Genomic DNA, 23,661 nt, shown 5'->3' with positions numbered 1-23,661 from the left:
GTTACGACTCCTGGCTCGGGTGACTCGGGGTGGGGCGTACGGGCGTACGGGCGGGCGCACGCGTCGGCGGGAAGTCCGCGGTCTCGGTCTCGGTCACGACCAGCGCGCGCCTCTGCGTACGGGACAGGCGTACCACGAGGTGGCGGCGCCAGGCGGTGTCGTCGCGGTCGGGGTGGTCCTCGCGCCAGTGGCAGCCGCGGGTCTCCTCGCGGCGGAGGGCGGCGGCGACCAGGACCCGGGCCACGCACAGCAGGTTGGTGGCCTCCCAGGTGTCCACGCCCGGCTCGGCCGTCTTGCCGTGGATCTCCAGGTCGTAGAGCGCGGCGGCGTAGAGGGATTCGAGGGCGTCGGCGGCCCCGCGCAGCGAGTGCTCCGAGCGCAGGACGCCCGCGCCGTCGGTCATGATCCGCTGGATCTCGAAGCGGGCCTCGGGGGGCAGGAGGGGGCCGCGGGAGGGAACCGGTATGCCGGGGCCGCCGGCGGCGGGGGCGTTCTCCGCGATGTCCGTGATGTCCGCGGCGATGCGCTCCGCGAAGACCAGGCCCTCCAGGAGGGAGTTGGAGGCGAGCCGGTTGGCTCCGTGCACGCCGGTGCAGGCGACCTCGCCGCAGGCGTAGAGGCCGGGCACGGTGGTGCGGCCGCGGGTGTCGGTTCGTACGCCGCCGCTGGCGTAGTGCGCGGCGGGGGCGACCGGGATCGGCTGGGTGACGGGGTCGATGCCGTGGGTGCGGCAGGCGGCCAGGATGGTGGGGAAGCGGTTCTCCCACATCTGGGCACCGAAGTGGCGGGCGTCCAGGTACATGTGCGCGGCGCCCTGCTCCTGCATGCGGCGCATGATGCCCTTGGCGACGATGTCGCGCGGTGCGAGTTCGGCGAGTTCGTGCTGTCCGACCATGAAGCGGACCCCGTCGGCGTCGACGAGGTGGGCGCCCTCGCCGCGTACGGCCTCGGAGACCAGCGGCTGCTGCCCCTCGGCGTCCGGGCCGAGGAAGAGCACGGTGGGGTGGAACTGGACGAACTCCAGGTCGGAGACCTCGGCGCCGGCCCGGAGGGCGAGGGCGACTCCGTCGCCCGTGGACACGGCCGGGTTGGTGGTGGCGGAGAAGACCTGGCCCATGCCGCCGGTCGCGAGGATCACGGCGGGGGCGTGGACGGCGCCGACGCCGTCGTGCTGGCCCTCGCCCATGACGTGCAGGGTGACGCCGGCGGTGCGGCCCTCCCCGTCCTGCAGCAGGTCGAGGACGAGGGCGTTCTCCACGGTCTCGATGCCGGCCGCGTGCACGGCCTCGACCAGGGCGCGGGAGATCTCGGCGCCGGTGGCGTCGCCGCCGGCGTGGGCGATGCGGCGGCGGTGGTGGCCGCCTTCCCGGGTCAGCTCTATCTCGTTGGTGTCGGCGTCCCGGTCGAACTCGGCGCCGGTGTCGATGAGCCGGCGGACCGCGTCGGGGCCTTCGGTGACGAGGAGGCGTACGGCAGGCTCGTCGCAGAGTCCGGCGCCCGCGACGAGGGTGTCGTCCTGGTGCTGCTCGGGGGTGTCGCCCTCGCCGAGGGCGGCGGCGATGCCGCCCTGGGCCCAGCGGGTGGAGCCGTCGTCGAGGCGGGCCTTGGTGACGACGACGGTGCGGCGGCCGGCGGCGGCGCAGCGGAGCGCGGCCGTCAGGCCGGCGACTCCGGAGCCCACGACCACGACGTCGGCTTCCAGGGCCCAGCCGGGGGCGGGGGCGTGCAGCCGTATGCCGGTGCCCGTGCCGGCTCCGGCTCCGGTTCCGGCTCCGGTGTTCGCTGTGCCTGACGAGGTGCTCACGCGTGTGCTCCGAACTCCAATGGGATGTTGTCGATCAGCCGGGTGGTGCCGACCTTCGCGGCGACGGCCAGCACGGCGGGGCCGGTGTGGTCGGCCGGGATCTCGGTGAAGTCTGCGGGGTCGACGAGCGCGAGGTAGTCGAGCACCAGGGGTACGTCGGCGTGCGCGGCGTCGTCGAGGACGTGCCGGGCGGCGGCCCGTACGGCGTCGGGCAGTCCGGCGGCGGCCATGGACACGGCGTGCGCGTCGGCGGAGGCACGGGTCTCGCCGAGCTTGGCGAGGGCGCTCGCGCGGGCCTCGGAGGAGCCGTGGGACTCGGCGCGGGCGGCCAGTGCGGCCTGGGCGGCGAGCCGGTCCTGCCCGGCGAACAGGGCGCGGGAGAGGGCGAGGGCGGTGTGCCGCTCCGGCTCGGAGAGGTAGCGGTTGCGGCTGGAGAGGGCCAGGCCGTCGGTCTCCCGGACGGTGGGGACGCCGACGATCTCGACGGGGAAGTTGAGGTCCGTCACCATGCGGCGGATCAGCGCGAGTTGCTGGGCGTCCTTCTGGCCGAAGAAGGCGACGCCGGGCCGGGTGAGGTGGAGCAGCTTGGCGACGACGGTGAGGACGCCGTCGAAGTGCCCGGGTCGGGTGGCACCTTCGAGGACGGTGCCCATGGGGCCGGCGGTGACGCGGACCTGGGGTTCGCCGCCCGGGTACACCTCGTCGGCGGCGGGGGCGAACACGGCGTCGGCGCCGGCCTGCCCGGCGAGGGCGAGGTCGGCTTCGAGGGTGCGCGGGTAGCGGTCGAGGTCCTCGTTCGCGCCGAACTGCAGCGGGTTGACGAAGATGGTGACGACGACCTGGCCGTCGGTGCCGGCGCGCTCGCGGGCGGCACGGATGAGGGTGGCGTGGCCCTCGTGCAGTGCGCCCATGGTCATCACGACGGTACGGGCGCCCCGGCGCGGCAGCACGTACAGCTCCGCTCCGGTGCCGATCAGCTTGACCGCCGGCCTGGCCGATGTGGCCTGCGCGGCCCCGGTGGCCTGGGGGGCCTGCGTGCCCTCGGTGGCCTGCGTGGCATCGGTGGCCTGCGTGGTCGGGTTCGTCATCCTTCGGTCCCTCCGTCCCCTCCGTCCGCGAGGACGTCGAGGAGGTCCTCCGCGAGTTCGGGCTTGAGCAGGCCGTGCGCGAGGGCACGGTCGGCGGTGGTGCGGGCCATCGCCAGGTAACCGGCGACGGTCCCGGGGGCGTGCTTGCGCAGTTCGGCGACGTGCGCGGCGACGGTGCCGGCGTCACCGCGGGCGACCGGTCCGGTGAGGGCGGCGTCGCCGGAGCGCAGGGCGTTGTCGAGGGCGGCGCCCAGCAGCGGGCCGAGCATCCGGTCGGGGTGTTCGACGCCGGAGGCGCGGAGCAGTTCCATGGCCTGCGCGACCAGGGTGACCAGGTGGTTCGCGCCGAGGGCGAGGGCTGCGTGGTAGAGCGGGCGGGACTCCTCGGCGATCCATTCGGGCTCGCCGCCCATCTCGATGACCAGGGCTTCGGCCGCGAGCCGCAGCTCGTCGGGGGCGGTGACGCCGAAGGAGCAGCCGGCCAGCCGGTCCACGTCGACGCTGGTCCCGGTGAAGGTCATGGCGGGGTGCAGGGCCAGCGGCAGGGCGCCGGCCCGGCGGGCGGGGTCGAGGACGGCCGCGCCGTACCGGCCGGAGGTGTGCACGAGGAGCTGTCCGGGCCGGACGGCTCCGGTCTCCGCGAGGCCCTGGACGAGCGGCGGCAGCGCGTCGTCGGGGACGGTGAGCAGCACCAGATCGGCGAGTTCCAGCACCTGGGCGGGGGGCACGAGCGGGACGCCCGGCAGCATGGCCTCGGCGCGGCGCCGGGAGGCGTCGGAGACTCCGGACACGGCGACGGGCCGGTGTCCGGCCAGTTGCAGGGCGCGGGCCAGCGCGGGGCCGACCCGGCCGGCGCCGACGACGCCGACGGTGAGCCGGGCAGGACGGGCCTGCTGTGTTGCGTTCACGCGGGGAGGGCCTTCCGTTCCAGTCCGCGAGGGGTACCGGACGATACGTCGCCATGCTAGCCCCTGGGGGGTGCGCGGCCCCTGTTCAGGCCGGACCGGGGCGGTCCGCGGCGGCCTCGGAAATGAAGGGGCGGGCGGGGCCGGACCGGGGTGATGATCGGCGGCATGAGCGATGAGGACAGGAAGACCCAGGAGCGGCGGACCGCGGCCTGGCGCGGGGCGCACCGGGTGCTGCGGCGGGCCGCGCCCGCGGCGAGCGTCGGGGAGCTGCTGGAACGGCTGACCGGGGCGGCCGGGGCGTACGGCCCGGAACGGCCGGCGGACGTCTACGGGGACGGGGTGGTGGCGGAGCTGGAGCGCCGGGTGGCGGAGCTGCTGGGCACGGAGGAGGCGGCGTTCTTCCCCTCGGGGACGATGGCCCAGCAGGTGGCGTTGCGCTGCTGGGCGGGCCGGACGGGGAACCCGCTCGTGGCGCTGCATCCGCTGAGCCATCCGGAGATGTGGGAGGGCGGCGCCCTGTCGGCGGTGTCGGGGCTGCGGACCACGTACCCGACCCGGGAGCGGCGGCAGCCCACGGCGGATGAGGTGCGGGAGCTGGCGGAGCCGTTCGGCACGCTCATGGTGGAGCTGCCCCTGCGGGACGCGGGTTTCGTGCTGCCCTGCTGGGAGGAGCTGGAGGAGTTGGTGGAGGCCGCCCGGGAGCGGGAGGCGGTGGTCCACTTCGACGGTGCGCGGCTGTGGGAGAGCACGGTGCACCTGGGGCGGCCGCTGCCGGAGATCGCCGGGCTGGCGGACAGCGTGTACGTCTCCTTCTACAAGTCGCTGGGCGGGCTGAGCGGGGCCGCGCTGGCCGGGCCGCGCGGGTTCGTGGAGGAGGCCCGGGTGTGGCGGCACCGGTACGGCGGCCAGATCTTCCGGCAGTTCCCGCAGGCGCTGGCGGCTCTGGCCGGGCTGGAGGAGGAGCTGCCGAGGCTGCCGTCGTACGTGGCGCAGGCCCGGGTCGTCGCGGAGGCGCTGGCGGAGGGGTTCGCCGAGGCCGGGGTGCCGTGGTTCCGGGTGCATCCGGAGGTGCCGCACACGCACGAGTTCCAGGTGTGGCTGCCGTACGAGGCGGACCGGCTGTCCGAGGCGGCGCTGCGGCAGGCGGAGGAGACGGGGACGGTGCTGTTCCACACGTGGTGGGCGGACGGGGCTCCGGGGGTGGCGGTGACCGAGGTGACGGTGACCGGGCCGGGGCTTGACTGGACGCCTGAGGAGGTCAGGTCCGCGGTGGCGGACTTCGTGGCCCTCGTGTAGGGGTGCGGCCTGGGGCTGCGGGGGGCTTCGGCCGGGCGGGGGTGCGAACGCTGGGGGGCGGTGTCCCGTGTGCCCACCCGTCCCGCCCTGCGGGACGCCTGCCCACACGGGGGGCGCGCCTGCCCACACACGGGGGGACACGGGGGGGGACACCGGAGGGACGCCTGCCCGCGCGGGGGCAGGTCAGTGGTGGGGCAGGAGGCGGTGGAGGGCGGCGCGCCAGGGGTGGGCGGCCGGGCGGCCTTCGAGCACTGCGCGGCACTGCTCGTAGGAGCGGGTGGCGCGCAGGGCGCTGATGTCGTCCCGGCCGGGCGGCGGCGGCACCGGGTCGCCGTGCTGGGTGGCCCGATAGCTGTCGATGAGGTACTGCTCTATCGCGGTCATGACTCCACCCTCACCCGGTCGGCGCCGTTCCGCTCGTCGATTGACGGCCGGTGTCAATCGGCGGCCGGTCCGTGGGCCCGGGACAGAATGGGCCGGTGAGCGTGACCATCGACATCGCCGACCTGCCCGCCGGGCGGATCTCCTTCTCGCCCTCGCCGCTGGCCGAGCTGTCCATGGCCCTGCACGCGCTCTCGCAGCCCGCCCACCACCCCGGCCTGACTTCCTGGACCACGGCCACCTCCGCGGCGCTGGACCCGTGTCTGGCGGACCGGCTGCTGGAGGCCGAGTTCCTGTGGCGCAGTTCCTTCTCCGACATCTTCATGGCCTTCGCCGGGGTGCCCGGCGGCACCGGCCTGCCCGGCGCCACGCTCGCGGAGGAGCTCGACGTACTGGACGGGATGGACGACGAGCGGTTCGTCATGTCCGCTCTCGAGCACTGCTCGCTGGCCCGCTACGACGCCGGACTGCCCTCCCCGCTGAAGGACCCGGCCGCCCGCGCCAGGGCCCTGGAGGCGGCCGCCGCCCGCGGCCCGCGGCAGCTCGACTTCTCCGCGCGGCTGCTGGACGACACCGCTGCCGTACGGGTGTGGCTGCGCCGGCTGCTGGAGGAGTGCGACGCGGCGTTCTTCGCCGAGACCTGGCGGCGGGTGCAGCCGCAGCAGGCCGCCGACGCCCGGCACAAGACGCTGGTGCTGCACCGGAAGGGGCTGGCGGCAGCGCTGAAGGAGGTGTCGGCGGCGCTCCGTGTCGACGAGGCGGGCACGGTCATCACCGCCGACAAGATGGTGAACGGGACCGCCACCGCCACCGATCCGGCCGTCGGGGAGGGCCTGGTGTTCGTCCCCACCCACTTCGGCTGGCCGCACCTGCTGGTCCTGCACGCGCCCGGCTGGCGTCCGGTGGTGCACTACCCGCTCGCCTCGCCCTCGGCCGAACTCGCCGCCGGGGCAGGTTCGGTGGACCTGCTGCAGCGCCGGATGGAGGCGCTCGCGCACCCGATGCGGATGCGGCTGTGCCGGAGCCTGGCGCGGGCGCCGTATACGACGGGTGAGTTGGCGAATGTGTACGGGATCACCGCGCCGGAGGTTTCCCGGCACCTGTCGGTGCTGAAAAAGGCCGGATTGCTCCGCACCCACCGCCAGGGGCGCTATGTCCAGCACCAACTGGATCTGTCCATAGTGGCGCGGATCGGATCCGATTTCATCGAGGGCATCCTCCGGTAGTTCCACGGGACGGCCACGGAACGGGAAGCGAAGATCCAACTTCCGTTCTGCAACGACGCGTTCATCCTGCCGACGTACCGATAAATGGAATTCACGAACCGGAATCAGTGAAAACTCTGGCCAGGGAAGCCCATTGATGTCTAACGTGCGTCCACCGCAGAGGACCCTGCCTGTCGTGAAAGGACTTCCATGCCCTCACGCCGTATCGCCGTAGCCACCGCCACCCTGGCCGCCGCGGCCCTCGTCTCCCCCTTGATGCTGGCCGGTCCGGCCGGTGCCACCAGCCCGCAGAGCGACGCCGCACGGGGCGACGCGCTCGCCCGGAAGCTGGTGAAGGAGGCCACCGGCAAGGGCGCCTTCAACCACCTCAAGGTCTTCCAGGGCATCGCCGACTACAACAACGGCACACGCGTCGCGGGCTCGAAGGGTCACGAGCAGTCGGCGAAGTACGTCGAGGCCGTGCTGAAGGCGTCCGGCTACCAGGTCAGCCGGCACGAGTTCGACTTCGTGTACGTCGAGACCCTCGCGGAGAAGCTCACCGTGAACGGGGCCGCCGGGCGTGACGTCCCGATCAAGCTGATGACGTACACGGCGAGCGGCCCGCAGGACGGTGTGACGGCGCAGGTCGCCGTGGCCCCGGTCGACGCCGACAACACCAACGGCTGCGAGCCGGGCGACTTCGCCGCCGGCGCCTTCACCGGGAAGATCGCCCTGGTCAAGCGGGGCGGCTGCACCTTCGCCGCGAAGCAGGCGAACGCGGCGGCGGCCGGCGCGGTGGGCGCGGTGATCTACAACAACACCGCCGGCGGCCTCAACGGCACCATAGGAGACCCCACCCTGAGCAAGATCCCCACGGGCGGTGTCACCCAGGAGGAGGGCGAGAAGCTCGCCGCCGAGGCGGCGGCCGGACCGGTCGAGGTCACCCTGGACATCCGCGAACTCCGCGAGAACCGGAAGACGTTCAACGTGGTCGCGGAAACCCGCGGCGGCGACGCGAACAACACGGTCTTCCTCGGCGCACACCTGGATTCGGTCGCGGACGGCCCCGGCATCAACGACAACGGATCGGGCTCGGCCGGCATTCTGCAGGTCGCCCAGCGCCTCGCGCCCAGCCAGAACAAGATCAAGAACAAGGTCAAGTTCGCGTGGTGGTCGGCGGAGGAATTCGGTCTGCTCGGATCGGAGGCGTACGTCGGCTCGCTGAGCGAGGAACAGAAGAAGCAGATCAAGCTCTATCTGAACTTCGACATGATCGCCTCGCCGAACTCCGCGTACTTCGTGTACGACGGCGACGACTCCGACGGCGTCGGGGCGGGCCCCGGCCCGGAGGGCTCGGCGCAGCTGGAGAAGGGCATCACCGACTTCCTCGACTCCAAGTCGATCCCGCACGAGGGCACGGACTTCTCCGGGCGCTCCGACTACGGGCCGTTCATCGAGGTGGGCATTCCGTCGGGCGGCACCTTCACCGGTGCCGAGGGCATCAAGACGGAGGCGCAGGCCGCGAAGTTCGGCGGGCAGGCGGGTGTCGCGTACGACGTGAACTACCACGGCAAGGGCGATGACATCACCAACATCGACCAGAAGGCGCTGGACATCAACGTGGACGTGATCGCGGACGCGGTCGGCCACTACGCCTTCGACCTGGCACCGCTGTCCAAGCCGGTGGTCTCGCAGCCGACCGACGGCTCCGACGGCAGCGGCGGCGGCCTCCACACCGGCCACGACCACGCCACGGAGTAACCCCCACCCCCACCGACGCGGCCCCCGCCAGCTCCCCCGCGGCGGGGGCCGCCCCACGCCGCGCCAGGGGCGCGGGGAACTGCGCGACCGGCCCCCACCGGCCCGCAGGCCGGACACGACGGGCAGGCCCCGGGGGTCCGGGGCGGAGCCCCGGTCAACGGGAAGAGGGCGGGGCGGGGAAAGGTTCCTACGGCCAGGGCGCCGCGAGGCGAACCGGTTGGGCGAGCCAGAGGAAGTCCCCCAGCCCGCCGCGCGCGGTGAGTTCCGCCGCCTCCCCCGCCGACGCGAGCGCCCGTACGTACGCCGCCGGATCCGCCGAGGCCAGGGCCAGCGGGGGCCGAGCCCCCGAGACCCCCAGCGCGGCGAGCGCCTCGCGTTGCGTGAGGAGCACCGGCTCCGGGGAGTCAGCCGCCCCGTCCCCCGTAGCGCACGCGCCCGCCGCGGCGCACGCGTCCATCGCCACGTGGGCCGTCACATCGCAGCTGCCGTCCGGGACCGCCGGCACCTCCCGGCCCCCGCGGAAGCCGGTCAGCGTGCCCCACTCCGGCCGGGCCCCGGCCAGGTGCGCGTAGTCCACCGCCACCGCCAGCCCCCGCGACAGGGTCGCCACCGCCGCCGCCCACGCCTCGTCCCGCGACCGCCCGATCTCCGCCCGGCCCTGCCCCGGCCACCACCGGTCCAGCCATACCCGGTCGGCCTCCGGGAGCACCCCGCCCGCGGTCTCCGTACCGTCCTCGCCCACCAGCACGTACCGGCCGTCCTCGGCCACGTCCAGCGGCACGTTGTCCAGCCACTCGTTGGCGAAGAGCAGCCCGGTCGTCCCCGACGGCGGCTCCGGCACCCAGGCGATCCGCCCGTCCAGGCCCTCCGGGCGGGCCGCGCGCTCCACCGCGTACGGCCGGACCCGCGCCGCGACCCCGGCCGGCAGCGCCGCGAGGACCCCGGTCAGCAGTTCCGCCCGCCCCGCGCCGACGTCCACCAGGTCCAGCCGGTCCGGCCGGCCCAGCGCCTCGTCCACCCACAGCAGCAGCCGGGCCACCGCGCCCGCGTACAGCGGCGAGGCGTGCACGGAGGTGCGGAAGTGCCCGGCCGGCCCGGCCCCGCCCGCCCGGACGTAGAACCCGTCCGGCCCGTACAGCGCCGTTTCCATCGCTTCGGCCCACCGCCGCGCGGGGCCCTCCGGGCCGGTCTCTCCGGGGCCGTTCTCAGTGCTCACCGCACCAAGGCTAGGGGGCCGTCCACCTTGGGGAGTACGTCCCCCGTTCCCTAATCGCACCTGTGGTTGACTCCCGTACCCATCCCCTTTCCCTACGCTGGGTTACGTGCAGCGCCTTTACGACTTCCTCCGCAGACACCCGACGGGCGTCGACAGCTTCTGGGCTGTCCTGCTCTTCGCGTTCGGGATGCTGCAGGTCGCCGCGCAGGCGGGGTCGACGGCCGAGGGCCTCATCGCCGTACCGGCCGTGACCGCCCTCTCCACCGCCGTCGCGCTGCGCCGCAAGTGGACCGTGCCCATGCTCTGGGTGACCGTGGGCGCCGGCGCGTACCAGCTGGCCACCGGCTCCGAGCCGACCCCGGCGAACTTCGCGATGCTGATCCTCCTCTACACGGTCGGCGCCGCGGACGTGCCCCGCTGGATCTCCCGCACCGCCCTCGGCATCGGTCTGGCCGCGCCGGTGCTGAGCATGCTCCGCTGGCCCCTGCACTCGGCCACCAGCACGGGCGAGGTGGTCTTCACCCTGGTCATGCTGATGGTGCTGTTCGCCCTCGCCTGGGTCATGGGCGACTCGGTCCGCACCCGCCGGGCGTACTACGCCCAGCTCGTCGAGCGGAACCAGCGGCTGGAGAAGGAGCGGGCGGCGCAGGCCCAGGTCGCCGTCGCCGCCGAGCGCGCCCGGATCGCCCGCGAGCTGCACGACGTGGTCGCGCACAACGTCTCGGTGATGGTGGTCCAGGCGGACGGTGCCGCGTACGTGATGGACTCCGCCCCCGAGCTGGCCAAGGAGGCCCTGCAGACCATCTCCGGCACCGGCCGGCAGGCCCTCGCCGAGATGCGCCGGCTGCTGGGCGTGCTGCGCACCGGCGAACCCGAGGCGTCCGAGGACTACGTGCCGCAGCCGGACGTGGAGCAGATCGAGGTGCTGGTCGAGCAGGTCCGGGCGGCCGGCCTGGCCGTGGACTTCGAGGTCGAGGGTGCCCCGCGCCAGCTCCCCACCGGGGTGGAGCTGACCGCGTACCGGATCGTGCAGGAGGCCCTGACCAACACCCGCAAGCACGGCGGTCCCGATGCCCGGGCCAGCGTGCGGCTGGTCTACTTCGACGACGGGCTGGGCCTGCTGGTCGAGGACGACGGCCGGGGCGCGGCCCACGAGATGTACGAGGACGGCGGCGCCGACGGCGCCGGGCACGGGCTGATCGGAATGCGCGAGCGGGTCGGTATGGTCGGCGGCACCCTGGACGCGGGACCGCGCCCGGGCGGCGGGTTCCGGATCAGTGCCCTCCTGCCGTTGAAGAAGCCGCAGCCCTGAGAAGCCCGAGAATCCCGATAAGAATGAGGTCGAGGTAGCGGATGTCGATCCGAGTGATGCTTGTCGACGACCAGGTGCTGCTCCGCACCGGCTTCCGGATGGTGCTCGCCGCCCAGCCGGACATGGAGGTCGTCGCGGAGGCGGGTGACGGCCTGGAGGCGCAGGAGGTGCTCCGCGCGACGAAGGTCGACGTCGTCCTGATGGACGTACGGATGCCCCGCCTCGACGGTGTGGAGGCCACCCGCCGGATCTGTGAACGCCCGGAGCACCCGAAGGTCATCATCCTGACCACCTTCGACCTGGACGAGTACGCCTTCTCCGGCCTGAAGGCGGGGGCGAGCGGGTTCATGCTGAAGGACGTCCCGCCAGCCGAGCTGCTCGCGGCGATCCGGTCGGTGCACAGCGGTGACGCGGTCGTGGCCCCGTCCACCACCCGCCGGCTGCTGGACCGGTTCGCCCCGATGCTCCCGACGACGTCGGCGGAGCCCCGGAACAAGGAGCTGGAGCGGCTGACGGAGCGCGAGCGCGAGGTCATGCTGCTGGTCGCGCAGGGCCTGTCGAACGGCGAGATCGCCGCCCGGCTCGTGCTGTCGGAGGCCACGGTCAAGACCCACGTGGGCCGCATCCTCACCAAGCTGGAGCTGCGCGACCGGGTCCAGGTGGTGGTCATGGCCTACGAGTCCGGGCTGGTGCGCGCCGGAGGCGGCGGAGCGGGGTGACGCACCGCCCGGCCGCCCCAGGGCGGCCGGGCGTCAGCGCGTCACGAACTCGCAGCTGTTCGGGACCCCGGTGTCGAGGGTGGCCGGGTCGGCGACCAGCACGTCGAAGTCGAAGGCGGTCTCTCCGCAGTCGATCCGGTCGAAGCCGCCGTTGCGGCTGATGATGACGTCGCTGCCGCCGCGGCCTTCGAAGGTGGTGGTGGCACCGGGAGAGGCGTTCCAGCCGTCCTGGTCGGTGAGCCGGTCCGGGCCGCTGCCGCCGATCAGACGGTCGTCGCCGTCGCCGCCGACGAGGTCGCTGGGCGCCGAGGTGTTGTTGGTGGCGCTGTCGTTCTGGTCGCCCAGGGTGGCGGCGATCCGGGAGAGACCGGTGGACGTGCCGCAGCGGACGCTGTTCGGGGTGAGCGGGACACAGCCGGGGCCGGGCGTCAGCGTGGACGTCGTGTCCGTGACGACGACGTTGCCGGAGACGATGTTGAAGGTGACGGTGTTCACCTCTCCGGGCAGGGCGGCGAAGCGGACCTCGCCACCGCTGCGCGTCACGAACGCGGGGCTGGCGGACGCCGGGGCGGCGAGGGCGACCGTCATGGTGAGCGCGGCCGCGGCGGGTACGGCCAGGCGGGCGGCGGCGAGCAGGCGTGCGGGCTTGAGGTTCATCGGTGCAGTCAGTCCCTTGAGTTGCCGATGGTGCCGGTCGACGGACCGGATCGAGAGTCCGTCGGTCCGGGGTTACCCAGAGCGACCCGGGGGTTACGGGTGACTGCGGACGGTTACCCCGGCTGCCCGGCACAACCGCCCGTACGGCCGACGGCGGCCCGCTCCACCGGCCGGCGTGAGGTCAGCCGGCGGCCGGCGTGAGGTCAGCCGGCGGCCGGCGTGAGGTCATCCGGCGTCAGGTCATCCAGCGGTCCGGGCGGGCCGTCGCCCGGCCGGTCCGGGACCGGTCGGCCTGAGCGCGGAGCAGCTCCGCGGCCTCCGCGGCGTCCCGCAGCCGGGCCGTCACCGTGTCGTCCGCACCGGTGTCCACGCAGACGTCGGCCAGGCCGCGCGCCCGCTCCCACGGGCCCTGGGTGAGCCGCACGCTCTGCACCTTCGCGTGCGGCACGATCTCCGTCCGCCGGCACAGCCGGCCGTGGCGGGCCGCGAAGAGCTCCGGGGAGACCGCCAGGCCGTAGCCCTTCCACCACACCGGGACCACCCAGCGCGCGCCACGTGCGGGTGAGGGGTCGAAGGACAGGGCGGACAGGTCCACCCCGGGCAGCACCCGGGCGACCACCGCGTACGCCTGCTCGCGCGGGGCGACCGGGACCAGCACGTCGTTCTTCGAGCCGGCCACCGCCAGCTCCACCCGCACCCAGCCGCGCCGCCGCCACAGCAGCGGCTCGACGATCCGGACCATCTGGACCCGGCCGGGCGGCACCGTCTCGTGGGCCCGGTCCAGCAGGCCGTGGTCCAGCCGGAGCCCGTCCGGGGATTCGGCGACTGTCCAGTCGTATTCGGTGAGGAACCGGCCGGCGGTGCCCGACCAGGCCGCGCCGAGCACCGGCAGCAGGGTCAGCACGGTGGCCCACAGGTTGTCGCTGAGCAGCCACACCACCACGGGAACGGCCAGCGCGGCGGCCACCGCGCCCCAGCTGGAGAGGGTGAGCAGCAGCGACCGCACCAGGCGGGGCGTGGGCAGCCGGAGCAGCTCGCGCACCGGGGCCTCGCCGACGGCCGCCGCCTCGGCCGGTGTGAAGCCGGCCGCCAGGGCGAGCAGCTCGGCGCGCAGCGCGAGCGCCTCCCGCTCGCCCAGGAACGCCAGCTCGTCCTTGTCCTCCGTGCCGATGACGTCCAGCTTGAGCTTGGCGACCCCGGCGAAGCGGGCCAGCAGCGGCCGGGTCACGTCCACCGCCTGGAGCCGTTCCAGGCGGATGTGCGCCGTGCGCCGGAAGACGAGGCCGGTACGGATGCGCAGCTCGGTCTCGGTCACCGCGTACCGGGTGAACCACCAGCTGAGCAGGCCGTAGGCGCTCGCCACGAGCACCACCCCGGCCATGACCAGCAGGAGCAGGGCGGAGCCGGCCTGCTCGATCCAGCGGACCGCACGGTCCCCCTGGTGGAAGAGCACGCCGGCGGTCGCCGCGATCGGCACCCACGCCCGCCGCAGCGGCGTGAAGGGATGCAGCCGATGCTCCGTGCTGCTGGAGCTCGGTTCGCCTCCGGGGGCGCCGGTGTCGGCTCCGGGCGGGCGTGCGTCCTCGGAAGCCGCTCCTTCGTCACGGTGTCCTCCGGGCGCTCGCCCGCCTTCGCCGGCGCGCCCCCTTCGGCTCACTCGCCCGTGGGCGGCCGGTCCCGGCTCGTGCGGCGCGCTCACAGCCCCGCCGACCTTGCCTCGCCGAGCTCGGTGAGCCGGTCCCGCAGCCGTTCGGCCTCGGCCGGGTCCAGGCCCGGGATCTTCGCGTCCGTCGCCGCGGCCGCGGTGTGCAGCTGGATCGTCGCCAGTCCGAAGCGGCGTTCCAGCGGCCCCGAGGACACCTCGACCAGCTGCATCCGCCCGTACGGGACCACCGTCTGCTCGTGCCACAGCACGCCCCGGCTGATCAGCAGGTCGTCGGCGCGCTCGGCGTACCGCCAGGACCGCCAGTTCCGGCCGAGCAGCCACCAGCCCCAGCCGAGCACGGCGATCCAGAACAGCCCGAGGGCGGCCCAGGCCGGGCCGATCCACAGGCCCGACATGACAGCCGTGGCCACCGTCAGAACCGTCATCCAGATCACCAGCAGCAGCCGCCGCACCGTGAGCAGTCCGCCCGGAAGCCCCACCCAGCCGGGCCCTTCCGGCGCGGCCCCCGTCTCCGTCCCCGTGTCCATGTCTCAACCCTAGGACTCCCGGAGATCCGCCCTGTGGGACCAGAGGACGAGATCACCGGCCGGACTGAGACAATGCCGCCATGACGGAGACCACGGTCGGCATCGGCGGCGCGGCGGAGAGCACCGACATGGTGCTCAACATCGGGCCCCAGCACCCTTCCACGCACGGCGTGCTGCGCCTGAAGCTCGTCCTCGACGGCGAGCGCATCCGCAGCGCCGAGCCCGTTGTCGGCTACATGCACCGGGGCGCCGAGAAACTCTTCGAGGCGCGGGACTACCGGCAGATCGTCATGCTCGCCAACCGTCACGACTGGCTGTCGGCGTTCTCCAACGAGCTCGGCGTGGTCATGGGCGTCGAGCGGATGCTCGGCATGGAGGTGCCCGAGCGCGCGGTGTGGATGCGCACCCTGCTCGCCGAGCTCAACCGGGTGCTGAACCACCTGATGTTCCTCGGCTCGTACCCGCTGGAGCTGGGCGGGATCACCCCGATCTTCCACGCGTTCCGCGAGCGCGAGGACCTCCAGGCCGTGATGGAGGAGATCTCCGGCGGCCGGATGCACTACATGTTCAACCGGGTCGGCGGCCTCAAGGAGGACCTGCCCGCGGGCTGGCTCGGCCGGGCCCGGGCGGCCGTCGCCGAATGCCGGTCGCGGATGGACGTCTACGACAAGCTGGTGCACGGCAACGAGATCTTCCGCGGCCGGACCCGCTCGGTGGGCGTGCTGTCCGCCGAGACGGTGCACGCGTACGGGGTGTCCGGGCCGATCGCCCGCGCCTCCGGTGTCGACTTCGACCTGCGCCGCGACGAGCCGTACCTGGCCTACGGCGAGCTGCAGGACGTGCTGAAGGTGGTCACCCGCACCGAGGGCGACTGCCTGGCCCGCTTCGAGTGCCTGCTCGACCAGACGAACAACTCCCTGGACCTGGCGGACGCCTGCCTGGACCGGATGGCGGAGCTGCCGCCGGGCCCGGTCAACCAGCGGCTGCCGAAGGTGCTGAAGGCGCCGGAGGGCCACACGTACGCCTGGACGGAGAACCCGCTCGGCATCAACGGCTACTACCTGGTGTCGAAGGGCGAGAAGACCCCGTACCGGCTGAAGCTGCGGTCTGCCTCGTACAACAACATCCAGGCGCTGGTCGAGCTGCTGCCGGGAACGCTGGTCGCGGACATGGTCGCGATCCTCGGCTCGTTCTTCTTCGTGGTCGGCGATATCGACAAGTAAGCGCGTTTCAGGGCTGGTTGAACCCGGAGGCATGGCTTCACGTGTTTAGGGTGGGGCCATGACATCTGGCATATTCGATGGCTATCTGCGCCGACTCGGCATGCCCGACCCCGGCAAGCCCTCCGCCGGGGCCCTGTTCGCCCTGCAGCGCGCCCATCTCGAACGGGTTCCGTACGAGAACATCGACATCTACCTCGGCCGTCCCCCGGGCATCGATCCGGAGCTGTCGGCGCGCCGGTTCGCCGCCGGGCGCGGCGGCTACTGCTTCCACCTCAACGGCGGCTTCTGCGCGCTGCTGGAGTTCCTCGGCTACGACGTGACCCGGCACGTGGGTGGGGTCTACGAGGACGCGCAGGAGCGCAGCGTCAACGGCAACCACATGGTGCTGACCGTCCGGGTCGACGGCGAGGCGTTCTTCGTGGACGCCGGGCTCGGCGACGGGCCGCACTCCCCGCTGCCGCTGCGCGAGGGCGCGTACGAGCAGGGCGGGTTCGGCTACTGCATGGAGCCGCTGTCCGGGCCGGAGGCCCCGGGCTGGACGTACATCACCAGCGGCGGCCCGTTCCCGGTGGCCAACTTCCGGGCCGCGCCCGCCTCGATGGCGGAGTTCGCGGACGAGCACCAGCGGCTGTCCACCGACGAGGACTCCCCGTTCATCCGGACGCTCTCGCTGCTGCGGCGCGACGCCGAGGGCATCGACCTGATGCGGGGACGCGTGCTGAGCCGGATCGACCCGTCCAAGGGCCCGACCGAGCGGGTGCTGGACACCGCGGAGGAGTTCTACGACGCCATCGCCACGGTGTTCGGGCGGGAGCTGGACGACCTGACGCCGGAGGACCGCACGGCCCTGTGGGCGAAGGTGAGCGCCGCCCACGAGGTGTGGCTCGCGGAGCGGGCCGCGGGGGCCGCGGCGGACTGACGCGACCGGTGGGCGGCGCCCTGCCGGCGCCCGCCGGCCGGCCCGCCCGGACCGGTGTCGGTGCGGGCGGGCACACTTGGGGCCATGTCCGCTTCACCGCGCCGAGCCTGCCCCGTCTGCGGCCGCGACTGTGCCGTCACCTCCGGGCGGATCGCCCGGCACGACCCGCCGGCGAGCCGGGGCGAGCTGGTCTCCTGCCCCGGATCGCGGGCGCGGGTGGTGCTGGGCGCGTCGGCGCCCACCCTGGACGGCTTCGCGCTGGCCGAGATGCCGGGGCAGCTGCCGCTGTTCTAGCGGGCGCCCGGCCGTGATCTGCCGGGCGCTCCCGCAGTCCCTCACGCCGGTTCGGCGAGCAGGTCGACCAGCCGGGTGGTGCCGTCGGCGCCGAAGCCCGCCTCGATCCCGCGGCGGTAGAGGGCGGCGTGGGCGGCGAGGATGCCGGTGTCGATGCCCGCGGCGGAGGCCGTGTGCAGGACGTGCTCGACGCTGGCGGCACACATGGCGAGGCGCGCGTCCTCGCCGCTGTGGTCATCGGCGTCGATGAGCGCGCCCGACCAGTCGAAGAAGCCGGGCAGGCTCTCCGCCGTCGCACGGGCGTGGGGCAGGATGTCCGCCGCCGTCAGCCCGTTGGCGCGGGCGATGGCCACGGCCTGCTGGAAGCCGGTGAACGCGGTCCAGAACATCGTCATGCCCAGCTGGTAGTGGAGCTGGGCGAGGCCCGGCTCGCTGCCCTGGAAGTCCGTGGCGCCGAGGACGTCGAGCGTCGCGCGGTGCGCCTCGTACGCCTCCTCCGAACCGCTGACGAAGATCTGCGAGTCCGGCTTGCCGACCCCCGACGGATTCACGGTGACCCCGCCGGTGAGGTACGAGGCACCGCGCGCGGCCGCCCATTCCGCCGCGGCCCGCGCCTTCTCCGGCACGTCGGAGGAGAGGTTGACCAGGACGCGTCCGGTCAGGTCGGCCCCGTCGAGGGACGGGTACATCGCGTCCACGTCGATCAGGCTGAGGACGGTGACGGGCGAGGCGGCGACCGCCTCGGCGGCGGTGGCCGCGCGGCGCGCTCCCCGCCCGAGGAGTTCCTCGTCCTTGCCGGCGCTGCGGTTCCAGACGGTCACCCCGTAACCGGCGTCCAAGTAGGCGGCGGCCATGGCGTGCCCCATGGGGCCCAGGCCGAGGATGCTCACGGTGTTGCTGCTGTTCATGGCGTACTTCTCCCCTGCGACGGACTAGAACGAACGCTCTATCCAGAGCACGGGATGACCGTAACACGGGACTGGAACGAACGCTCTATCCATTTCGCCGGTACGATCGTGCCCATGACGACCACGACCTCCGTCCCGCTCGGCACCCGCGACCGTCTGGTCCGGACCGCCTCCCGGCTGATGCAGCACGGCGGCTACGAGAGCACGCCGGTAAAGCAACTGGCGAAGGAGGCGGAGGCCACGCTGGGCTCGCTCTACCACTTCTTCCCGGGCGGAAAGCAGGAGCTGGCGGTGGCCGCGATCGGCCACGGCGACCAGGAGTTCGCCGGGATGCTGGCCGCAGGCCTGGCCTCCCGAACGGACCCGGCAGAGGCGGTGGAGGCGGTGGCGGTCATGCTGGCGGAAGCGCTGCGCGACTCGGACTGGCGTGATGGCTGCCCGGTCACGGCCACCGCCCTGGAGTCGGTGGGGCGCATGCCGGAGCTCCAGGCGGCCTGCGCGGAGGCGTTCGCGAACTGGCGACGACTGGTGGAGGAGAAGCTGGTGGCGAGCGGGCTCGCCGAGGAGGAGTCCCGGGACCTGGCCCTGACCGTGATCAACACCCTGGAGGGCGCGGAAACGGCCGCCCAGGTCGACCGGAGCCAGACCCCGCTCCTGACGGCGGGCCGGCACCTGGCCCGCCTGCTCCGTTCCTACGCCGGGACGCGCTGACCGCGCTGACCGCGCAACGGGATCAGGCGCGGGCCGAGGCGGTGGGGCCGGGGCCCTCCTCATCCTCGGGGAGCTTGCAGACGCGCTCCAGGAACAGGGCGGCCGCGATCACCGCCCACCCGGCCAGCACCGCGAAGCCGGCGTAGACCGCCTGGTCGCGGCGGGCCGGGACCTGGGTGAGGTCGGCCAGGAAGAGGAACAGGCCCGTGCCGCCGTACATGCCGGCGACCAGGGCCGCGACCAGGGCGCTGGCCTGGCCGAAGACCACCGCGCGGGCCGCCATCAGCGGCTCGACCCCCTTGGCCCCCGGGCGGCGCTCACGCTGGGCCTTCAGGCGCGAGCGCAGCGACAGCGCGGTGGCCAGGAGGACGGCCGCGATGACCGCCAGGACGATCGGCGCGGCCAGCGGCACGCCCGGCAGAGTGCCGTAGGAGTTCCACAGGCGGGCGCCCGCCCAGGACAGGACGCCGGCGACGATGAAGATGCCGGCGAGGACTCCCAGCCTCAGTTGCTTCACGAACCCTTACCCCGTTCCCGTCCCGCTCGTCCTGACCACAGCGGCTCCAGGGTATTGAACGACTACTCGGGGAGGTGGAGTTCCAGGTCCGGGCGGAGGGTGATGCCCGTCCGGTCCAGCCCGGCCAGCAGCGCGGCGACCGGCCCGAGGCCGGGGAGCTGCGCCTCCGCGTCGATGTCGTTCCAGGGAGCCAGCACGAAGGCGCGCTGGTGGGCACGCGGGTGCGGCAGGGTGAGCACCGGGTCGGCCGACACCACGTCGGCGTACGCGATGATGTCGACGTCGAGGGTGCGGGCGCCCCAGCGCTCCTCGCGGACCCGGTGGAAGGCCTCCTCCACCGCGTGGCCGCGCTCCAGCAGGGAGGACGGCGGCAGGGTGGTCTTCACCGCGAGGACCGCGTTGAGGTACGAGGGCTGGGACTCCGGGTCCACGCCCCAGGGCTCGGTCTCGTAGACCGGGGAGACGGCCTTGACCCGCAGGCCGGGGGTGTCGCCGAGGGCGTCGACGGCACCCTGGAGGGTCTCCAGGCGGTTGCCCAGGTTCGCGCCGAGCGCGATGACCGCCCATTTGGGGTTGGAGAGCGTCACGTCGGCCGCGTCGACGGTCTCGACGACGGACGCGGGGACGGGCTGCACGGTGGGGTCGCTCTGGGTCTGGTTCACACGCGGCTCCGGGTGATCGTGATGGTCACGTCGTCGAACGGGACGGTGATCGGCGCGTCCGGCTTGTGCACCACCACCTCGACCTGGGCGACCGCCTCGTGCTTGAGGCACTGCTGGGCGATGCGCTCGGCGAGCGTCTCGATCAGGTCGACCGGTTCGCCCTGGACCACGTCCACGACCTCCTCGGCCACGACGCCGTAGTGGACGGTCTTCGCCAGGTCGTCGTCGGCCGCCGCGGGGCGGGAGTCGATGTGCAGCACCAGGTCCACGATGAAGGTCTGGCCCTCCTCGCGCTCCCGGGGGAAGACGCCATGGTGCCCGCGGGCCTTGAGGCCGCGCAGCGCGACACGATCCACGCGAATCACTCCTGCTTTCGTCGGTGCTTCGAAGATTCTTCGAAGTTGCTCCTCCGCCGAGTGCGGTCGGCGGCGTCTCCCTTCGAATTTACCTGCGATTAGCAGCAAACCCTGCCCGAGGGGTCACGCGGCGCCCTCTTCGTCCGCTTCGTCCTCCTCGGTCAGGACCGGAGAACCATGGTGGGACCACAGTCGCCACCCCTCCGGTGTGCGTCGGAACACATTCGTCGCGACGACCAGCTGCCCGACGAGCGGACCGAGGTCCTGGCCCTCCTGCGCGGGGCCCCCGCTGAGGATGTTCTCGGTGCAGGTGACGACCGCCGTGTCGCCGATCACGGCGACCTTGGTGTCGGTCAGGAAGAACTGGATGTACTCGGTGTGCGACATGATCAGCGCGTACGAGCGGAGGACCTCGCCGCGCCCGGTGAGCACCGGCCAGCCGGGGTGCACGCAGGAGATCTCGTCGTCGAGCCAGAGCCCCGACAGAGTGTCGAAGTCCCCCCGTTCCATGGCCTCGTAGAAGGCCGTGTTGGTCTCTTCGACCGCCTCGATGTCGGTTCTGCTCACCTGTCTCCTTCGCCGTCTCCTTCGCCTTCTCCCCCGCCCTGCCGCACGGGGATCCCGCTTACAGAGCTCCTTCCACGGCCCGGGCGACCCGAACCGCGTCGGCGGTGGCCCGGACCTCGTGAACCCGCACCGCCCAGGCTCCGGCGTGCGCGGCGAGGGCGGAGACGGCGGCGGTCGCGGCGTCGCGTTCCCGGGCCGGCGGCGGGGCGGTCTGTCCGTCCCCGGCCAGGACGCGGCCCAGGAAGCGCTTGCGGGAGGCGGCGACCAGCAGCGGGAAGCCCAGGGCCCGCAGGTCGGTGAGGTGGGCGACGAGGGCGAGGTCGTGCTCGGCCTGCTTGGCGAAGCCGAGTCCGGGGTCGACGACCAGCCGCTCGGGGGCGATCCCGCCGGAGATGACGGCGTCGATCCGGGCCCGGAGCTCGGCGGTGACCTCGCCGACCACGTCCTCGTACACGGCGAGCCGGTTCATGTCCTCGCTGAACCCGCGCCAGTGCATGACCACGAAGGGCGCTCCGGTGTCGGCGACGGCCGGGATCATGGCGGGGTCGGCGAGGCCTCCGCTGACGTCGTTGACGAGGACCGCGCCGGCCGCGACGGCCTGCTCGGCCACGGCCGCGCGCATGGTGTCGACGGAGACGGTGACCCCTTCGGAGGCCAGACCGCGGACCACCGGGACGACCCGGCGGAGCTCCTCGTCGGCGTCGACGCGGGTGGCGCCCGGCCGGGTGGACTCGCCGCCCACGTCCACCAGGTCGGCGCCCTGGGCTACGAGGTCCAGGCCCCGCTTGACGGCCGCGGTGGTGTCGAACCAGCGGCCGCCGTCGGAGAAGGAGTCGGGGGTCACGTTGACCACGCCCATGACCGCGCAGCGGTCCCACTCCGGCAGCCCTTCGACCCGGCCCCTGGCGGCGGGCCCGCGCATCGTGTTCATGCTGTCCAGGGTAGGGCTGCCTGATCGCCCCCGGCCCGCGGGCCCGGGGGCGGGGCACCGGTCAGGCCGGCTGGACCTCGCGCTCGGGCTGGCCGGCCAGCGGGCTCAGGGGGTGGGCGGTGCGGCCTCCGCCGCCGTTCCGGTCGGCCCGGTCCCCGTTGCCCTGGCCCCCTTTGGCATCGCCGTGGCCGGTGTGGCGTACGTGGGCGCAGGTGCGGACCGGCTTGGGGCGGCGGCGGCTCGCGAAGAGGCGCGGCAGCGCGAGGGTGACGAAGCCCTCGGCCTGCATCGCGGCGAAGCCTATGCGGGGCAGGTCACGGGTGGAGCGGAAGACCACGAAGCGGGGCTCCCAGCGGGGCTGGAACTTCGCGTTGAACTTGTACAGCGACTCGATCTGGAACCAGCGGGAGAGGAACACCAGCAGGCCGCGCCAGGCGCGCAGGACCGGGCCGGCGCCGATCTTCTCGCCGCGGGCCAGCGCCGAGCGGAACATGGCGAAGTTGAGCGAGACCTTCTCGATCTTCAGGTCGGGGCAGGCCTGCAGGGCCGCGACGATCAGCAGCTCGTTCATGCCGGGGTCGGCGGCCCGGTCGCGGCGCATCAGGTCCAGCGACATGCCGTCCGGCCCCCACGGCACGAAGTGCAGGACCGCTTTCAGATCGCCGTACGCACCTGCCGGGGCGCCGTCGCCCTCGTCGTCGTCCCTCCGGTGGGCGGTGGCGATGATGCAGTCGCCGTCGCCGGGCTCGCCGACCCGGCCGAGCGCCATGGAGAAGCCGCGCTCGGTGTCGGTGCCGCGCCAGGCCGCCGCGGCGGCCCGGACGTGCTCCAGTTCGGTCTCGTCGAGCTCGCTGACCCGGCGGACCTTGGTGGAGTAGCCGTTGCGCTCGATGCGCTTGACCATCTGCCGTACGTTGCGCATAGCGCGGCCGGACAGCGAGAAGTCCTTGACGTCCACGATGGCCTCGTCGCCGAGCTCCAGCGCGTCCAGGCCGGTCTCGCGGGTCCAGACCTCGCCACCGGTCTCGCTGCAGCCCATCACGGCCGGGGTCCAGGAGTGGGCCTTGGCCTCTTCCATGAACCGCTCGATGGCGCCGGGCCAGGCCTCGACGTCTCCGATCGGGTCGCCGGAGGCCAGCATCACTCCGGAGACGACGCGGTAGGTGACGGCCGCCTTGCCGCTGGGCGAGAAGACCACGGCCTTGTCGTGGCGGAGCGCGAAGTGCCCCAGGGAGTCGCGGCCGCCGTGCTTGACGAGCAGCTCGCGCAGCTTCGTCTCGTCCTCGGCGGTCAGCCGGGCGGCCGGGTGCTCCGGGCGGAAGGCGAGGTAGACGGTGGTGAGGGCGGTCAGCATGCCCAGGGCACCGAGGGAGTAGCCGACGGTCCAGGACACCCGGCCGGCGTAGTCGACCGGGCCCTCGAAGCCGAACAGCCCGTAGATGACGTGGGTGATCTGCTCGTAGAGGCCGGGGTGGCCGATGACCCGGCCCGGGTGGGAGTTGACGATGACCAGGCCCAGGCCGATGGAGCCGGCGCTCATCAGGATGAAGTTGACCAGCGCGGTCCAGCGGCTGCGCGGGTCCGGGAGGGCCTTGAACTCGCCCTGGTGGAGGATCAGCAGCGTGAGCAGGGCGGCCGCGATCACCACGCCGATGATCGAGTGACGGTACGTGAACTGCGCCACCGCGCCGGCCGGCAGCAGGAAGACGGCCGCCCGCCAGGCCCGGCGCTTGCGGCGCTTGAGGCCGTGCGCGAGGAGCAGCAGGAGCACGCCGGCGCTGATGGCCAGGGCCGCGGCGAACGGGCCGAGGGAGCCGGGCAGCACCTCGGTGACCGCGTGGATGCGGCTGTGCCGGAAGCGCGGGAAGACCCCCGCGGCGATGTCGAGGAGACCCACGACGGTGGCGGCGGCGCCGACCAGCCCGGGTACCTTCTCCGGTCGTGGTCCGCGAAGAATCCGCCGGATCCGGTTCGGAACCTGTCCGGACTTATCGGCATCTATCCTGCTAGACATCGCTTCCCGTTGCTCCGCG

The 23,661-nt window shown here is 73.3% G+C and carries 24 protein-coding genes; 9 read left to right on the top strand and 15 right to left on the bottom strand.

Going from position 1 to position 23,661, the window contains the following annotated elements:
• Position 1: 1 nt before the first annotated feature.
• The 3 genes from ACGFQ9_RS09680 to ACGFQ9_RS09670 are packed head-to-tail and all read right to left on the bottom strand — an operon-like array spanning position 2 to position 3,800.
• Positions 2-1,804, bottom strand: a complete 1,803-nt coding sequence (locus ACGFQ9_RS09680; protein WP_393572896.1) for an L-aspartate oxidase — start codon at positions 1,802-1,804, stop codon at positions 2-4.
• Complete coding sequence (gene panC / locus ACGFQ9_RS09675) at positions 1,801-2,892, bottom strand: pantoate--beta-alanine ligase (protein WP_393572894.1); 1,092 nt, start codon at positions 2,890-2,892, stop codon at positions 1,801-1,803. Before panC ends, ACGFQ9_RS09680 begins: the two co-directional genes overlap by 4 nt.
• Positions 2,889-3,800 (bottom strand): Rossmann-like and DUF2520 domain-containing protein, encoded by a 912-nt coding sequence (locus ACGFQ9_RS09670; RefSeq protein WP_393572892.1) that lies wholly within the window; start codon positions 3,798-3,800, stop codon positions 2,889-2,891. Before ACGFQ9_RS09670 ends, panC begins: the two co-directional genes overlap by 4 nt.
• 165 nt (positions 3,801-3,965) lie before the next feature.
• On the opposite strand from ACGFQ9_RS09670, the gene ACGFQ9_RS09665 reads away from it, so the two are divergent.
• Positions 3,966-5,096 carry a threonine aldolase family protein gene (locus tag ACGFQ9_RS09665; RefSeq protein WP_393572890.1) on the top strand — a complete coding sequence of 377 codons (1,131 nt, stop codon included), beginning with the start codon at positions 3,966-3,968 and terminating at the stop codon, positions 5,094-5,096.
• 183 nt (positions 5,097-5,279) lie between these two features.
• Here ACGFQ9_RS09665 and ACGFQ9_RS09660 read toward each other — a convergent pair whose 3' ends face one another.
• Positions 5,280-5,480 (bottom strand): hypothetical protein, encoded by a 201-nt coding sequence (locus ACGFQ9_RS09660; RefSeq protein WP_393572888.1) that lies wholly within the window; start codon positions 5,478-5,480, stop codon positions 5,280-5,282.
• A 101-nt stretch (positions 5,481-5,581) separates the two neighbouring features.
• Between ACGFQ9_RS09660 and ACGFQ9_RS09655 the strand changes: the two genes are divergently transcribed.
• Both ACGFQ9_RS09655 and ACGFQ9_RS09650 read left to right on the top strand, forming a co-directional pair.
• Positions 5,582-6,703: a DUF5937 family protein gene (locus tag ACGFQ9_RS09655; RefSeq protein WP_393573032.1), complete on the top strand. Its 1,122-nt coding sequence runs from the start codon at positions 5,582-5,584 to the stop codon at positions 6,701-6,703.
• Between the two features lie 189 nt (positions 6,704-6,892).
• Positions 6,893-8,443, top strand: coding sequence for a M28 family metallopeptidase (locus ACGFQ9_RS09650; protein WP_393572886.1), 1,551 nt, complete (start codon positions 6,893-6,895; stop codon positions 8,441-8,443).
• Positions 8,444-8,630: 187 nt separating this feature from the next.
• Here the strand turns inward: ACGFQ9_RS09650 and ACGFQ9_RS09645 are convergent, their stop codons facing one another.
• Positions 8,631-9,593: an SAM-dependent methyltransferase gene (locus tag ACGFQ9_RS09645; RefSeq protein WP_393573030.1), complete on the bottom strand. Its 963-nt coding sequence runs from the start codon at positions 9,591-9,593 to the stop codon at positions 8,631-8,633.
• 172 nt (positions 9,594-9,765) lie between these two features.
• On the opposite strand from ACGFQ9_RS09645, the gene ACGFQ9_RS09640 reads away from it, so the two are divergent.
• Positions 9,766-10,971, top strand: a complete 1,206-nt coding sequence (locus ACGFQ9_RS09640; RefSeq protein WP_393572885.1) for a sensor histidine kinase — start codon at positions 9,766-9,768, stop codon at positions 10,969-10,971.
• Between the two features lie 41 nt (positions 10,972-11,012).
• Complete coding sequence (locus ACGFQ9_RS09635) at positions 11,013-11,690, top strand: response regulator (RefSeq protein ID WP_393572883.1); 678 nt, start codon at positions 11,013-11,015, stop codon at positions 11,688-11,690.
• Between the two features lie 33 nt (positions 11,691-11,723).
• Here ACGFQ9_RS09635 and ACGFQ9_RS09630 read toward each other — a convergent pair whose 3' ends face one another.
• The 3 genes from ACGFQ9_RS09630 to ACGFQ9_RS09620 all read right to left on the bottom strand — a co-directional run bounded on the left by ACGFQ9_RS09630 (position 11,724) and on the right by ACGFQ9_RS09620 (position 14,540).
• Positions 11,724-12,347, bottom strand: coding sequence for a hypothetical protein (locus tag ACGFQ9_RS09630; protein ID WP_393572882.1), 624 nt, complete (start codon positions 12,345-12,347; stop codon positions 11,724-11,726).
• 235 nt (positions 12,348-12,582) lie between these two features.
• On the bottom strand, positions 12,583-14,004 hold the full coding sequence (locus ACGFQ9_RS09625) for a PH domain-containing protein (protein WP_393573028.1): 1,422 nt from the start codon (positions 14,002-14,004) through the stop codon (positions 12,583-12,585).
• A gap of 38 nt (positions 14,005-14,042) precedes the next feature.
• Entirely contained in the window at positions 14,043-14,540 is a 498-nt protein-coding gene (locus ACGFQ9_RS09620; protein WP_393572880.1) for a PH domain-containing protein, read from the bottom strand.
• An 80-nt stretch (positions 14,541-14,620) separates the two neighbouring features.
• Here ACGFQ9_RS09620 and ACGFQ9_RS09615 point away from each other — a divergent pair, with 80 nt between their 5' ends.
• From ACGFQ9_RS09615 to ACGFQ9_RS09605, 3 genes are all read left to right on the top strand, one after another.
• On the top strand, positions 14,621-15,763 hold the full coding sequence (locus ACGFQ9_RS09615; protein ID WP_393572879.1) for an NADH-quinone oxidoreductase subunit D: 1,143 nt from the start codon (positions 14,621-14,623) through the stop codon (positions 15,761-15,763).
• Positions 15,764-15,821: 58 nt separating this feature from the next.
• Positions 15,822-16,682, top strand: coding sequence for an arylamine N-acetyltransferase (locus tag ACGFQ9_RS09610; protein WP_393572877.1), 861 nt, complete (start codon positions 15,822-15,824; stop codon positions 16,680-16,682).
• Between the two features lie 84 nt (positions 16,683-16,766).
• Positions 16,767-16,976, top strand: a complete 210-nt coding sequence (locus ACGFQ9_RS09605) for a hypothetical protein (RefSeq protein WP_393572875.1) — start codon at positions 16,767-16,769, stop codon at positions 16,974-16,976.
• A 41-nt stretch (positions 16,977-17,017) separates the two neighbouring features.
• Here ACGFQ9_RS09605 and ACGFQ9_RS09600 read toward each other — a convergent pair whose 3' ends face one another.
• Entirely contained in the window at positions 17,018-17,884 is an 867-nt protein-coding gene (locus tag ACGFQ9_RS09600) for an NAD(P)-dependent oxidoreductase (RefSeq protein ID WP_393572874.1), read from the bottom strand.
• 114 nt (positions 17,885-17,998) lie between these two features.
• Here ACGFQ9_RS09600 and ACGFQ9_RS09595 point away from each other — a divergent pair, with 114 nt between their 5' ends.
• Positions 17,999-18,595 (top strand): TetR/AcrR family transcriptional regulator, encoded by a 597-nt coding sequence (locus ACGFQ9_RS09595; protein ID WP_393572872.1) that lies wholly within the window; start codon positions 17,999-18,001, stop codon positions 18,593-18,595.
• Positions 18,596-18,617: 22 nt separating this feature from the next.
• Here the strand turns inward: ACGFQ9_RS09595 and ACGFQ9_RS09590 are convergent, their stop codons facing one another.
• The 6 genes from ACGFQ9_RS09590 to ACGFQ9_RS09565 all read right to left on the bottom strand — a co-directional run bounded on the left by ACGFQ9_RS09590 (position 18,618) and on the right by ACGFQ9_RS09565 (position 23,642).
• On the bottom strand, positions 18,618-19,112 hold the full coding sequence (locus ACGFQ9_RS09590) for a DUF3180 domain-containing protein (protein ID WP_393572870.1): 495 nt from the start codon (positions 19,110-19,112) through the stop codon (positions 18,618-18,620).
• A gap of 62 nt (positions 19,113-19,174) precedes the next feature.
• Positions 19,175-19,774 carry a 2-amino-4-hydroxy-6-hydroxymethyldihydropteridine diphosphokinase gene (folK, locus tag ACGFQ9_RS09585; protein WP_393572868.1) on the bottom strand — a complete coding sequence of 200 codons (600 nt, stop codon included), beginning with the start codon at positions 19,772-19,774 and terminating at the stop codon, positions 19,175-19,177.
• Positions 19,771-20,130: a dihydroneopterin aldolase gene (folB, locus tag ACGFQ9_RS09580; RefSeq protein WP_393572866.1), complete on the bottom strand. Its 360-nt coding sequence runs from the start codon at positions 20,128-20,130 to the stop codon at positions 19,771-19,773. The genes folK and folB overlap by 4 nt, the downstream gene beginning before the upstream one ends.
• Before the next feature lie 123 nt (positions 20,131-20,253).
• Positions 20,254-20,697, bottom strand: coding sequence for a nuclear transport factor 2 family protein (locus ACGFQ9_RS09575; protein WP_393572864.1), 444 nt, complete (start codon positions 20,695-20,697; stop codon positions 20,254-20,256).
• A gap of 58 nt (positions 20,698-20,755) precedes the next feature.
• Positions 20,756-21,628: a dihydropteroate synthase gene (gene folP / locus ACGFQ9_RS09570; RefSeq protein WP_393572862.1), complete on the bottom strand. Its 873-nt coding sequence runs from the start codon at positions 21,626-21,628 to the stop codon at positions 20,756-20,758.
• Between the two features lie 61 nt (positions 21,629-21,689).
• Positions 21,690-23,642: a phosphatidylglycerol lysyltransferase domain-containing protein gene (locus ACGFQ9_RS09565; RefSeq protein WP_393572860.1), complete on the bottom strand. Its 1,953-nt coding sequence runs from the start codon at positions 23,640-23,642 to the stop codon at positions 21,690-21,692.
• Between the last annotated feature and the right edge of the window lie 19 nt (positions 23,643-23,661).

The organism is Streptomyces sp. NPDC048603 (assembly GCF_043199475.1).
Taxonomy (GTDB): Bacteria; Actinomycetota; Actinomycetes; order Streptomycetales; family Streptomycetaceae; genus Streptomyces.
The sequence above is the reverse complement of the archived record's forward strand: the minus strand, read 5'-3'. Positions and strand labels throughout refer to the sequence as shown.

What these genes read in the sequence shown, in the direction of transcription:
- folP (WP_393572862.1), bottom strand. Translation starts at nt 21,628, where the DNA reads ATGAACACGATGCGCGGGCCCGCCGCCAGGGGCCGGGTCGAAGGGCTG.
- ACGFQ9_RS09565 (WP_393572860.1), bottom strand. Translation starts at nt 23,642, where the DNA reads ATGTCTAGCAGGATAGATGCCGATAAGTCCGGACAGGTTCCGAACCGG.
- ACGFQ9_RS09605 (WP_393572875.1), top strand. Translation starts at nt 16,767, where the DNA reads ATGTCCGCTTCACCGCGCCGAGCCTGCCCCGTCTGCGGCCGCGACTGT.
- ACGFQ9_RS09635 (WP_393572883.1), top strand. Translation starts at nt 11,013, where the DNA reads ATGTCGATCCGAGTGATGCTTGTCGACGACCAGGTGCTGCTCCGCACC.
- ACGFQ9_RS09595 (WP_393572872.1), top strand. Translation starts at nt 17,999, where the DNA reads ATGACGACCACGACCTCCGTCCCGCTCGGCACCCGCGACCGTCTGGTC.
- ACGFQ9_RS09645 (WP_393573030.1), bottom strand. Translation starts at nt 9,593, where the DNA reads ATGGAAACGGCGCTGTACGGGCCGGACGGGTTCTACGTCCGGGCGGGC.
- ACGFQ9_RS09660 (WP_393572888.1), bottom strand. Translation starts at nt 5,480, where the DNA reads ATGACCGCGATAGAGCAGTACCTCATCGACAGCTATCGGGCCACCCAG.
- ACGFQ9_RS09665 (WP_393572890.1), top strand. Translation starts at nt 3,966, where the DNA reads ATGAGCGATGAGGACAGGAAGACCCAGGAGCGGCGGACCGCGGCCTGG.
- ACGFQ9_RS09630 (WP_393572882.1), bottom strand. Translation starts at nt 12,347, where the DNA reads ATGAACCTCAAGCCCGCACGCCTGCTCGCCGCCGCCCGCCTGGCCGTA.
- ACGFQ9_RS09610 (WP_393572877.1), top strand. Translation starts at nt 15,822, where the DNA reads ATGACATCTGGCATATTCGATGGCTATCTGCGCCGACTCGGCATGCCC.
- ACGFQ9_RS09620 (WP_393572880.1), bottom strand. Translation starts at nt 14,540, where the DNA reads ATGGACACGGGGACGGAGACGGGGGCCGCGCCGGAAGGGCCCGGCTGG.
- ACGFQ9_RS09600 (WP_393572874.1), bottom strand. Translation starts at nt 17,884, where the DNA reads ATGAACAGCAGCAACACCGTGAGCATCCTCGGCCTGGGCCCCATGGGG.
- ACGFQ9_RS09615 (WP_393572879.1), top strand. Translation starts at nt 14,621, where the DNA reads ATGACGGAGACCACGGTCGGCATCGGCGGCGCGGCGGAGAGCACCGAC.
- panC (WP_393572894.1), bottom strand. Translation starts at nt 2,892, where the DNA reads ATGACGAACCCGACCACGCAGGCCACCGATGCCACGCAGGCCACCGAG.
- ACGFQ9_RS09650 (WP_393572886.1), top strand. Translation starts at nt 6,893, where the DNA reads ATGCCCTCACGCCGTATCGCCGTAGCCACCGCCACCCTGGCCGCCGCG.